At 63.5% G+C, this 11,493-nt stretch carries 10 protein-coding genes and 2 pseudogenes; 6 read left to right on the forward strand and 6 right to left on the reverse strand.

Annotated elements, in window-relative coordinates; genetic code table 11:
- Positions 1 to 28: 28 nt before the first annotated feature.
- The 3 genes and pseudogenes from ENZ75_RS07435 to ENZ75_RS07445 all read right to left on the reverse strand — a co-directional run.
- A pseudogene (locus ENZ75_RS07435) lies at positions 29 to 367 on the reverse strand (Enamidase); the annotation flags it as partial.
- 44 nt (positions 368 to 411) lie between these two features.
- A complete protein-coding gene (locus ENZ75_RS07440) occupies positions 412 to 963 on the reverse strand; it encodes a MarR family winged helix-turn-helix transcriptional regulator (RefSeq protein ID WP_024502291.1) in 552 nt (183 codons plus the stop codon).
- A gap of 48 nt (positions 964 to 1,011) precedes the next feature.
- Positions 1,012 to 1,656 carry an isochorismatase family cysteine hydrolase gene (locus ENZ75_RS07445; protein ID WP_024502292.1) on the reverse strand — a complete coding sequence of 215 codons (645 nt, stop codon included), beginning with the start codon at positions 1,654 to 1,656 and terminating at the stop codon, positions 1,012 to 1,014.
- Positions 1,657 to 1,888: 232 nt separating this feature from the next.
- Between ENZ75_RS07445 and ENZ75_RS07450 the strand changes: the two genes are divergently transcribed.
- Together ENZ75_RS07450 and ENZ75_RS07455 are read left to right on the forward strand one after the other, a co-directional pair.
- Positions 1,889 to 2,743 (forward strand): NAD(P)-dependent oxidoreductase, encoded by an 855-nt coding sequence (locus ENZ75_RS07450; RefSeq protein WP_024502293.1) that lies wholly within the window; start codon positions 1,889 to 1,891, stop codon positions 2,741 to 2,743.
- On the forward strand, positions 2,740 to 3,546 hold the full coding sequence (locus tag ENZ75_RS07455; protein WP_024502294.1) for an SDR family NAD(P)-dependent oxidoreductase: 807 nt from the start codon (positions 2,740 to 2,742) through the stop codon (positions 3,544 to 3,546). Before ENZ75_RS07450 ends, ENZ75_RS07455 begins: the two co-directional genes overlap by 4 nt.
- 107 nt (positions 3,547 to 3,653) lie before the next feature.
- Here ENZ75_RS07455 and ENZ75_RS07460 read toward each other — a convergent pair whose 3' ends face one another.
- The gene (locus ENZ75_RS07460) at positions 3,654 to 4,439 is read right to left on the reverse strand and encodes an SDR family oxidoreductase (RefSeq protein ID WP_063170106.1); all 786 of its coding nucleotides are present in this window, start codon (positions 4,437 to 4,439) and stop codon (positions 3,654 to 3,656) included.
- A 99-nt stretch (positions 4,440 to 4,538) separates the two neighbouring features.
- Here ENZ75_RS07460 and uxuA point away from each other — a divergent pair, with 99 nt between their 5' ends.
- The 4 genes from uxuA to ENZ75_RS07480 all read left to right on the forward strand — a co-directional run bounded on the left by uxuA (position 4,539) and on the right by ENZ75_RS07480 (position 9,762).
- A complete protein-coding gene (uxuA, locus tag ENZ75_RS07465; RefSeq protein WP_063170107.1) occupies positions 4,539 to 5,723 on the forward strand; it encodes a mannonate dehydratase in 1,185 nt (394 codons plus the stop codon).
- Between the two features lie 316 nt (positions 5,724 to 6,039).
- Positions 6,040 to 7,059, forward strand: a complete 1,020-nt coding sequence (locus ENZ75_RS07470; RefSeq protein WP_013530313.1) for an isopenicillin N synthase family oxygenase — start codon at positions 6,040 to 6,042, stop codon at positions 7,057 to 7,059.
- Between the two features lie 335 nt (positions 7,060 to 7,394).
- A complete protein-coding gene (locus ENZ75_RS07475) occupies positions 7,395 to 8,717 on the forward strand; it encodes an LLM class flavin-dependent oxidoreductase (protein WP_063170108.1) in 1,323 nt (440 codons plus the stop codon).
- 25 nt (positions 8,718 to 8,742) lie between these two features.
- The gene (locus ENZ75_RS07480; RefSeq protein ID WP_024502301.1) at positions 8,743 to 9,762 is read left to right on the forward strand and encodes an NADP-dependent oxidoreductase; all 1,020 of its coding nucleotides are present in this window, start codon (positions 8,743 to 8,745) and stop codon (positions 9,760 to 9,762) included.
- Between the two features lie 186 nt (positions 9,763 to 9,948).
- Here ENZ75_RS07480 and ENZ75_RS07485 read toward each other — a convergent pair whose 3' ends face one another.
- Together ENZ75_RS07485 and ENZ75_RS07490 are read right to left on the reverse strand one after the other, a co-directional pair.
- On the reverse strand, positions 9,949 to 10,716 hold the full coding sequence (locus ENZ75_RS07485; RefSeq protein WP_024502302.1) for an N-formylglutamate amidohydrolase: 768 nt from the start codon (positions 10,714 to 10,716) through the stop codon (positions 9,949 to 9,951).
- A pseudogene (locus ENZ75_RS07490) lies at positions 10,716 to 11,493 on the reverse strand (glutamine synthetase); the annotation flags it as partial. The pseudogene ENZ75_RS07490 and the gene ENZ75_RS07485, both read right to left, overlap by 1 nt.

Genomic DNA, 11,493 nt, shown 5'->3' on the forward strand with positions numbered 1-11,493 from the left:
GTGCATGGCGGCGTCACCACCATGATCTCGGCGTGTGGACTTCCCCCGCCGAGATCATGGTGGTGACGCCGCCATGCACGGTCGAATCCATCCAGCCGATCTGGTTCTGCCGGGGCGTCCAGTCGCCGGCCACCGGATGGGCGTGGTTGTCGATAAGACCCGGCGCGACCGCACAGCCCATCGCATCGATGATCGTCGCCGCGCTGCCGCCATCAATGTCGCCTGCCTTGCCAATGCCTGATATGCGTCCATCGCTCACGACGATGGTGTCGGCGTCGATGATCGGTTGTGCGAGATCGCCGCTCAGCATGAGACCGATATTGCGGACGACGAGCGTGTTGGCAGACGACTGGAGGTCGGACGACATCGGTTCTCACTTTTGCTGTTATGGAAAAAAGGACTGGACGCGGCTTATTTGCCGCCGTCGCCATTCGTTGGGTCGTCGTCATTGATGCGCTGGAGCAGGCGAAGCAGCGTCGCCTGCTCAGCCGGGGAGAGCGGCGACAGGAACCGCCGCCCGACCTCGACGCTGCGTTCGAGCCGTTCCAGCGTATAGTCGGTCCCTTTGCTGGTCAGCGCGATCATCGTCAGGCGTTGGTCGGTTTCGGAGGCGCTGCGCGTGATCAGCCCGTGTTTGAGCAGTTTGCGCATGACGATGCTGATGGTCGACGGGTCCATCGCCGTCAGCCGGCCGAGATGGTTCTGCGAGACTTCGCCATGCTTGAGGATCGTGGCGAGCGCCGCGAATTGCGTTGGCGAAAGGTCTTCGCCGGCCATGACCTGCTGGAAGCGCAGTGTCGCGCGCTGATGCGCCCGGCGGATGACGTGCGCCGGGTGACGGTCCAGTTCATAGCCGGTCTCGGCGTATTGCTGCAGCACTTGCTCGCGGCTCGGGGGTGCATCGCCGCTCGGCGTTTTCGAGGTCGCGCCTTTTTCGGATTGCGGTTTCTTTTCAGTCGTCACACCGGACTCCTATCGCCGCTGTCTCGGATGTCGCCGGTTTGGAAAAGCTCAAGCCGCGACCTCCGCTGGTTGAAGCGACGTCCCGTCGCGGAGGGCTGCGACGACATCAGCCGAATCGCTGACCACGCCGAAATGGGTCGCTATGTCGTAGAGCGAGCTTTCCTGCTCGCGTGGTCCCGTTGCCGCGCAGCAATCGCTTGGCACCACCACCTCATAGCCCTGGAAAAAGGCATCATGGACGGTCGAGCGCACGCAGATGTTGGTGACCACGCCGAAAATGACCAACTGATCGACCTGCATGTCTTTCAGCGTCAGGTCCAGGTCGGTTTGAAAGAAGGCCGAGTAGCGCCGCTTGATGACATGGATCTCATCATCGCGGGCGCCGAGATCCTCGATGATCTCCGGCCCCCAGCTTCCATCCAGGCAATGCGGTGTGCGCTTCAGCCATTCGCGCTCTCGTCGCATGCCCGGTCGGTGGCTGTCATGGACCCAGATCACCGGCACGCCGGCGGCGCGCGCAGCCTCGATCACGGCCAGTTGCGGCGCGACCAGCGTCTCGTACCCAGGCAGGACCATGGCCCCGCCGGGCTTGCAGAACTCATTGACCATATCGATGACGATAATGGCCGCACGGCGTGGATCGAGGCGCACCGCATCATCGTGCCGATGTGAGGAAAAACTGTCCACGGACATGGCGAGCTCCTTTGACCGATCGTTGATGCTCATACAAAAAACCCTAGTGGATGCCAAGTCAATCCCGTTCGACGCAAAGCGTGCTGGTCGGCCTTGCGCACCGCGCTCCGACAAGCGTATGCGCTATTTGCCCATCGCGAAATGGCCTTGACAACGCTTGTCAGGCATGTGCTCGATTTGTATGACCATCAATGATATTCAAGCCGCTGAATTGCGGAGCCGAGGCCGAGATATGAAAACCATCGTCACCGGAGCCAGCGGCCTGCTTGGCCGCCATGTGGCCGAGGCTCTGGTTGCGGCCGGCCACGATGTGCTTGGTGTCGATGCCGTGGTGCCGGGTGAGGTCGCATGGCGCCACGCAACCGCCGATTTGACCGATCTGGGATCGACACTGCAGCTGGTGCGCGATTGCGATGCCGTTGTGCATGTCGCGGCCATTCCGCGGCCGACCGGCCGGGCCGGCGGCGAGGTGTTCAAGACCAACATCGCGACCGCCTACAATGTGGTCGAGGCAGCCGCCATGGCCGGCGCCAGGCGCTTCATCTATGCCTCATCCTTCAGCGTCTTCGGCTATCCCTTTTTCGAAAAACCTGTGCGACCGCCCTATCTGCCGGTCGACCTGGACCACCCGGTCGGCGCGCAGGACCCGTACGGCCTGTCGAAATGGCTGGGCGAGGAAATCGTCGACGCGGCGGTGCGCCGCGGCGCCTTTTCGGCGGTCAGTATCCGCATGCCGTGGATCCAGACGCCGGGTTCATTTTTCGAGGGCGTCGGGCCGCGCCGCGCCACGGCCGACAGTGCCCGCGACCTGTGGGCCTATCTCGACGCGCGCGACGCCGGGCAGGGCTTCCTGCGGGCGCTTGAATGGCAAGGCGACGGCCATCTGCGCGTCCTGCTCAGCGCCGCCGACACCTTCATGGAAGAGGAAACCGAAGCGCTCGTGCGCCGGGTCTATCCCGATGTCGCTCTATCGCGGCCGATCGCCGGCTTTGGCGCCGTGCTCGACACGGTCCATGCGCGCGAAACGATCGGCTTCGAACCACAATATTCATGGCGTTCCTATCCAAAGCCGGAGACCGGGGGATGAAACGATTCGACCAGAAGAAGATCCTTGTCACTGGCGGCGCCGGCGCGATCGGCGGCGCGGCGGTGCGGCGTTTCCTTGACGAAGGCGCGCGCGTCGCCATTGTCGATCGCAATGGCGCGGCGGCGCAGCAACTGGCTCGCTCACTGGGTGAAAACGCCATTGCCATCGAAGCCGACGTCACCGATGAAGCGGATGTGCGGCGCGCCGTCGAGGCGACCGTCGAGACGTTCGGCGGCCTCGACGTGGTGTTCAACAATGCCGGCATTTCCGGCGTCGTCGCTCCCGTTCACGACCTGCCGGTCGAGGACTGGGATACGACCATCCGTATCAATCTGCGCGGTATCTTCCTCGTCCTGCAGGCATCGCTTCGGGCGATGATCAAGGCGGGGACCGGTGGCTCGATCGTCAACATGGGCTCATCCATGGCCGGTTGGGACGTCCTTTCGGGCGGTGCCGGCTATGTCGCTTCCAAACACGGCGTGGTCGGCCTGACGCGGGTTGCGGCGCTCGATGCTGCGCCCTACGGCATACGCGTCAATGCCATTTGCCCCGGCGTGATCGAGACGACGCTTGGCGTGCCGGCTTCCGGTGACGGCGAATTCAAGAGCAGCGTCCAGCATTTCGCCGACCGCATTCCATTGCGCCGCATCGGCCAGCCGGACGATGTCGCGGCCGCCGTGGCTTTCCTGGCCTCGGACGAGGCGAGGCACGTCACGGGCGTGGATTGGCTGATCGACGGCGGCCAGACCTTGCAGAGCTGGGCCAACGCCCCTGATGGCGGTGCGTTTCCGAAATTTCGCTAAAGCTCAATTTCGCTGCTCGATTTGCTTGAGCATTGATCTGCAAGAATTCGGCAAACCAATTGTCGGATGCCGGCCGCTCCCGCTAAAGGCCAGGCCCCATTCGCGATCTACTTCACGCCGATGCCGGCGGTCAGGCCGCCATCGATCTTGTAGTCCGCGCCAGTGCAGAAGCCGGCCTTCGACGAACACAGGAAAGCGATAAGTTCGGCCACCTCCTCCGGCTCGCCGATGCGCCCGATGGGGTGCGCTTCGCCGAAGCGCTTGTAGGCGGCCTCGACATCGGCGTCCGTGCCGTTCTCGCCGCGGGCGGCCTTCTCCAGGATCGGGGTGCGGATCGAGCCGGGGCTGACGGAATTGACGCGGATGCCGGAGCGCGCATGGTCCAGGGCCAGGGCACGCGTCAGCGTGTGGATGGCGCCCTTGGTGGTGGCATAGGCGGCGACGTTTTGCTGGCAGGCAAAGCCCTGCACCGAAGCGACGTTGACGATGGCGCCGCCGCCCCTGCGGACCATTTCCGGGATGCCGAAATGCGCGGTCAGATAGATCGACCCGACATTGACCGCCATCGCCTTGTTCCAGGTCTCGAAATCGGTGCTGACGGCGGTTCCGTACGGATGCACCGCCGCCGAATTGACGACGATATCGAGGCCGCCGAACCGCTCCACGCCGGCCGCGACCGCGTCGCGAACCTGATCGGGCACGGAGACGTCGGCGCCTATGACCAGCGCCCCGGCTGCGGAGCTTTCCAGCTCCGCTTTCAGTAGAGCGTTGGCCGCGCGGTCGATGCCGCAGGCGATGATCGCAGCGCCCCCTGCAGCGAGGCGTCTGGCGGTTGCGAGGCCAATCCCGGTCGTCCCCGTCACCAAGGCAACCTTGCCGTCGAAATCCTTCATTGGGAAAACTCCTTCATTCGCTGTCCGAAACCGGTTCCTAGTTTGACACCCATTGTGGTCCAACAATAGGTTGCCATCCTCTCGCAGAAGGAAGCGGCAATGGAACAGTGCTGGCGCTGGTATGGACCAAACGACCCGGTAACGCTCGATCATGTCAGGCAGGCCGGTGCGACCGGCGTGGTGAGCGCCTTGCACGATATCTATGACGGGCGCGCCTGGCCGCTCGAGAGCATTCTGGAGCGCAAGCGTGTCATCGAGGCCGCCGGCCTGACATGGTCGGTGGTCGAGAGCATTCCGGTCCACAACTCCTTCAAGGTCGGCGCGCCGGAACGCGAGCGCTACGCCGGCTACTATCGCGACTCAATCCGCGCGCTCGCCAAGGCCGGCATTGCGACGGTCTGCTACAATTTCATGCCGGTGGTCGACTGGACCCGCACGGATCTCGCCTATCGGCTGCCGACGACGGGCTATGCGCTGCGTTTCGACGCCATCGATTTCGCAGCCTACGACCTGTTCGTGCTGAAGCGCGTCAATGCCGAAGCCGGCTATACCGCTGCCCGTATCGCCGAAGCGGAAGCGCGGCTGAAGGAATTGAGCAGCGAAGCGATCGACAGGATCGAACGCAACCTGATCGCCGGCCTGCCGGCGACCGAGCGCAGCTATGACAGGGACAGTTTTCGCGAGGCCCTGGCGGACTACGATGCGATCGGACCAAAGGAGCTGCGCCAAAACCTTGCCTGGTTCCTGCGCGAGATCATTCCGGTGGCCGAAGAGGAGGGGGTGCGCATGTGCATCCATCCCGACGACCCGCCCTTCTCGCTCTATGGCTTGCCACGCATCGTTTCGACAGCCGAGGATGCGCGTTTCATCCTTAACGCCGTCGACAGCCCCGCCAACGGCCTGACGTTCTGCACCGGCTCTTATGGCACGCGCGCCGACAATGACATCGTCGCCATGGTCAAGGAATTCGCCGACCGCATCCACTTTGTCCACCTCCGCAACATCACCATCGAGGATGACGGCTCGTTCTACGAAGCCGAGCATCTCGAAGGCGGCACCGACATGGCGCATGTTATCCTCGCTCTGATGCAGGAAGAGGCGCGCCGTCGCAGGGAAGGCCGTGCCGACTGGCGCATTCCGATGCGACCAGACCATGGCCATCTGCTTGCCGACGACATCGGCAAGACCAGGATCAACCCCGGCTATTCGCTGATCGGCCGGCTGAAGGGCCTCGCCGAGCTGCGCGGCATCATGCGCGCCATCGAGCGGTTCGAGCTGGCTTGAAGCCGTCTTGCCGGTCGGCTGGCGGGATTTACAGACGATCACGCGCGATTGCGCTTCCGCTGCGACTTATACGCTGTCGCACTGGAAAGTGCGGTCCACGAGAGGCATGGCGGGGAAAGCACTTGTCGGGAAATTATTTGCCGACAGGTCATAATATGCAGCGCTGACGTTCTTCCATCCGGCCCGGATTGGACTTCCTGTTGCTTTGATCGGCACGCCTTGCGTGTCACTTTGAGATGCATTCATGCTCGAAGCTCTTGCCGGTGGTCGCTTCTACTTCTCCTAAGCCAGGGCAGAGAAAAGAAGGAAGCTGAACATGCCCAGAATTGTGCCGGTGCTTGACCTGAGCCGCCTCGAACAAGGTGCGTCCGAGTATCGTACCTTTCTCCTGGACCTGCGTACGGCAGCCCGGGACGTTGGCTTCTTCTATCTCAGCGGCCACGGAATTTCCGCCCCGGAGATCGACGACGTGCTCGATGCCTCGCGACGGTTCTTCGCGTTGCCGGAGGCCGACAAGCTGGCCATCGAAATGGTCAAATCCCAGCAGTTTCGCGGCTACACCCGCGCCGGCGGCGAACTGACCAAGGGCGCGGCCGACTGGCGTGAGCAACTCGACATCGGCGTCGAGCGCCAGCCCATAGCGCAGGGACCTGGAATTGCACCGTGGACACGGCTGCAGGGGCCGAACCAGTGGCCGTCTGCACTGCCGGAGCTCAAGCCGGCACTGCTTGCATGGCAGGCCAAGGCGACCGCGGTGGCCATTCGGCTGCTGAAAGCCTTCGCACTATCGCTCGATCAGCCCGAGGACGCCTTCGACGCGATCTATCGGGACTCGCCCAACCATCGCATGAAGATCGTCCGTTATCCCGGCCGTGACGCGACCGAAGGCGACCAGGGCGTCGGCGCGCACAAGGATGGCGGTTTCCTCACCCTGCTGCTGCAGGACGACAACAAGGGCCTGCAGGTCGAATATGACGGAAGCTGGGTGAATGTGGATCCGCTCCCTGGAACGCTGGTCGTCAACATTGGCGAACTGCTCGAACTGGCATCGAATGGGTATTTGCGTGCCACCGTTCACCGCGTCGTGACGCCGCCTGCCGGCGTCGAGCGGATCTCCGTTCCCTTCTTCTTCAGTGCGCGGCTGGACGCGACCATACCGCTTCTGACCCTGCCCGAGGAATTGGCGGCCGAAGCGCGCGGGCCGGCAAGCGATCCGGACAATCCGTTGTTCCGCGATGTCGGCACCAATGTGCTCAAAAGCCGACTGCGTTCACATCCCGACGTGGCACGCCGCCACTATGCCGATCTTCTCCAGGCCGGAGCGGCGGGTTCGTGAACTCAGCTCTGCACGAATTTTTGCCGTTTCATATGTTTTTTGGAATGCCATTCGTCGCCAAGGCTTCGAGATAGGCGCAAAAAGGTAAAATCGTTTAGCGGTTTCCTCCCATTCCGCTGGACGGTGTTCCCCTCTGAAGGTTCAAACCTTCTTTTGGCCGGGCCGCATTCGAGCCCGGCCATTTTTTGTCCTGGTCCCGGACAGCGCAAAACCTATGCTGCAAAAGGCCGGTGTGGAGGAACAGGATATCTTCCCGAGTTGCGCGGACCGTCCGATCCTGAGTTTAGGATTCGAGCGCTAGTGCTCGACTGTATCGATCGGTCGAAACGACTTTCATGACACAAAAACAATTGCACCTCGGCGCCTTCATGCGCCCCGTCAGCCTGCATACCGGCGCCTGGCGCTATCCGGGCGCCTATGCCGACGCCAATTTCAATTTCGCGCATCTGAAGCGCTTCGCCCAGACCTTGGAGGCGGCGAAGTTCGACGCCTTCTTCATGGCCGACCATCTGGCCGTTCTCAACATGCCGATCGAGGCGCTGCGGCGCAGCCACACGGTCACCTCGTTCGAGCCGTTCACGCTTTTGTCGGCGCTCGCCGCCGTCACCGACCATATCGGGCTGGTCGCCACCGCATCGACGACGTTCGACGCGCCCTATCATGTTGCCCGCCGCTTCGCCTCGCTCGACCATATCAGCGGCGGACGCGCCGGCTGGAACATCGTCACCACGTCCAATCCGGATGCGGCGCTCAATTTCGGCCTCGACGAGCATGTCGAGCATGACGAGCGCTACCGGCGGGCCCGGGAATTCTACGATGTCGTCACCGGCCTGTGGGACAGCTTTGCCGACGATGCCTTCATCCGCGACGCCGAAAGCGGGTTCTATTTCGACCCGGCCAGGCTGCATGTGCTCGACCATAAGGGTGAGCATCTCTCGGTGCGCGGCCCACTCAACATCGCGCGGCCAATCCAGGGCTGGCCGGTCATCGTGCAGGCCGGCGCCTCGGAGGCAGGACGCCAACTGGCGGCGGAGACAGCGGAGGTCATTTTCGCCGCCCATGCCGATCTCGCGGCGGGGCAGCGCTTCTTCGCCGACGTCAAAGGCCGTGCGGAAAGGCTTGGCCGGTCGCGTGACGACATCAAGATCCTGCCCGGCGCCTTTGTCGTTGTCGGTGACAGCGTCGAGGACGCGCAGGCCAAGCGGGCGAAGCTCGACAGTCTCGTCTACTACGAGAGCGGCATCGCCTCGCTGTCGATCGCCATCGGACATGACGCGTCCGGTTTTGATCCCGACGCGCCCTTGCCCGAAATCCCCGAGACCAATGCCTCGAAGAGTGGCCGCGAGCGCGTCATCGAACTGGCACGCGAGGAGAACCTGACCGTCAGGCAGCTTGCGCAAAGGCTGGGCGGCTATTCCGGCCTTGCTTTTGTCGGCACGCCTGAAACAATCGCCGACGAGATGGAGGAATGGCTGATCGGCGAGGGTTCCGACGGGTTCAACATCATGTTTCCATACCTGCCCGCCGGGCTCGATGATTTTGCCGAGAAGGTGGTGCCGGAATTGCAAAGGCGAGGGATCTTCAGGCGGCAATATGAAGGGTCGACACTGCGCGAGAATCTCGGCCTGAAGCGTCCGCCCAACCGGTTTTTCGAGTAGAGCCTTCTTCGCAGGGAGATTTTCGATGTCGATCCAGTCCAACACCCGCATCGTGCTCGCGGCGCGGCCACAAGGCCGGCCAAAGCCGGATGATTTCCGCATCGAGACGGTTGATGTCGTCCAGCCGGGAGAGGGCGAACTGCTGCTGCAGATCCTCTATCTGTCGCTCGATCCCTATATGCGCGGGCGCATGAACGCTACGAAATCCTATGCCAGGCCCGTCGATGTCGACGGCGTGATGGAAGGCGGTACTGTTGCGCGCGTCGTGATCTCTCGCCACCCGGAATTTACCGAAGGGGATATCGTGTTGTCCCATTCCGGCTGGCAGAGTTTTGCCTTGTCCGACGGTGTGGGGCTGCGCAAGCTGGATCCCGCTGCGGCACCCATCACGACGGCGCTTGGCGTGCTCGGCATGCCGGGCTTCACGGCCTATGCCGGTCTGCTCACCATCGGGCAGCCGAAGCCTGGCGAGACGGTCGTCGTGGCGGCCGCCAGCGGCGCGGTCGGGTCGGCCGTTGGCCAGATCGCGCGCATCAAGGGCGCGCGTGCCGTCGGCATTGCCGGCGGTGCCGACAAGTGCGCCTTCGTGCGAGACGAACTCGGCTTCGATGCGGTCGTCGATCACCGTGCCGATGATTTTGCCGAGCAGTTGAAGGCAGCCTGCCCCGGTGGCATCGACATCTATTTCGAGAATGTCGGTGGTCCTGTCTGGGACGCGGTGTTTCCGCTGCTGAACGAATTTGCGCGTGTGCCGGTCTGCGGGCTGATCGCGCAGTACAACGTCATCGCGGATGCCGGCGTCGACCGCTTGCCGGTATTGATGCAGCAAGTGCTGCACCGCAGCCTGACGATCAGGGGGTTTATCCAGCGTGAATTTGTCGACCAGCGCCCGGCCTTCTATCGTGAGATGGCCGAATGGATATCGTCCGGCCGCGTCCGCTACAGGGAAGATATCGTCGATGGCATCGAAAATGCACCACAGGCCTTTCTCGGCCTTCTCGATGGCAAGAATTTCGGCAAGCTGATCGTGCGTATCGCGGAATAAATGCCGCGCAACGATCAGGCGGGGCTGCTTGGGTAATTTCTGCCGCAGCCGTGGCCGCGGGGCGTGATTGCCAGCAGCCGCCGATCAGCCGGTTGCCCCGGCTGCCGATGACGCCGAGCGGCGAGAAACGCAACTTGCCGATCTGGGCGATGGTCGCGGCGTCGCGCTCGCGCAGGCTTGGATTGCTCACGGCACGGTTTCTGTCTCGAGTGCCGGCAGTGCCGCCGCCAGCCGGTCCGCCCATTCCTCGATGCCGGACCGTGTCGACAAAAGATCCTGCCGGATCTCGACGAGGACGGCGGCGATGCCGCGATCGTCGCCATGGATGGGCACGGCGTAGTCGGCGTCGCGGCTGATCACATAGGGTACATTGGCCGCAACATTGAGCGCCGCATCGGTGCGCAGGCCCGAAAGGATCGCTTCGGCGAGACCTCTTGCTTGGTCATGCAGCACGCCGGCATGCCAGGGCCTGCTGACGCCGAGGAAGACCGGCGTGAAAGAATGGATCGTCACGATCCGCGTCTGCCGGCCTGCTTGTGCCCGGCGGTCGAGATAAGCGGTCACCCGGTCATGGAACGGCGAAAAGATGATCTCGGCGCGCCGGGTCCGCTCCGCCGCATCGATGCCGACATTCCCGGGAATGTCGGTGTCTTCCGACAGTACCGGAATGCTGCCTGGCGTGCCCAGTGGCCGGTTGAGGTCGATCAGCAGCCGCGAATAGCCGCTGAGGAAGGCCGGAGCATCGAGCTTCGACGACAGCAGGCGGGTCACTTCGGCGGCGCCGATATCCCAGGCGATGTGGCGCTGCAGATGGTGGGCATCGAGGCCAAGCTGTCGATACTCGACCGGCATGTGGTTGGACGCATGCTCGCACAACAGCACGATATCGGAACGGCCGTGCTCGTTGAGGGCCTCGACGGCCTCGGGCCAATCTTTTTTTGTCACTGCGGTCATCAATAGAGCGTCCGGTAGAGATCGCAGATGGAGGCCGGATCGAGACCGGCAAGACGCTCGGCTTCATGTCGCTTGAGGCCGACGAAGGTTTCGATGAAGACGGGCGCGAACCATCCCGTCACGGTGCCGTCGGCCAGCAGCGCGTCCAGTGCCGCGGGCAGGGTTTCGGGCAGGCGCACCAGACCAAGACTTGCCCGCTCCGCCTCGCTCATCAGTGTCGGGTCGCCGGTGACCAAAGGTGGCGACGGCAGGCCCGCCTCCAGCCCCTCCAGCCCGGCGCGGATGATCGCCGCCAGCGACAGATAGGGATTGCCGGTGGCGTCGGCGGCCCGGTATTCGATGTTGTATTGCCGCGCCGGATCCCGTCCGCCGATCGTCACCGTCGGGCAGATGCGCAGCGACGCCTCGCGGTCGCGGTCGGCAAGCCAGGTGTAGGAAGAACTCCAGCTGTGCGGCTTCAGCCGGTAGAAGGACGACACGCTCGACGCCGTCATGGCGGTCATCCCAGGCAGATGGCGCAGCACGCCGGCACAGAAGGCGCCCGCTTTGGCGGAAAGGCCGCCCGCCAGTGCCGGATCGTAAGTCATCGGCTTGCCGGCCTCGTCGACGAAGCTGAAATGGATGTGGACGCCGTTGCCGACGGCGGTTGGCGCTGTCTTGGGGGCGAAGCTCGCACGCCAGCCGGCATTGCGCGCCAACTCGCGCGTGATTTCGCGGATGGCGACGGCGCGGTCGGCCGCCGTCAGCGCGTCCGCCGGCTCGTGCGTCACCTCGAAC

This window comes from Mesorhizobium sp. M7A.F.Ca.CA.002.04.1.1 (genome assembly GCF_004022805.1).
GTDB classification, from domain to species: Bacteria; Pseudomonadota; Alphaproteobacteria; order Rhizobiales; family Rhizobiaceae; genus Mesorhizobium; species Mesorhizobium ciceri.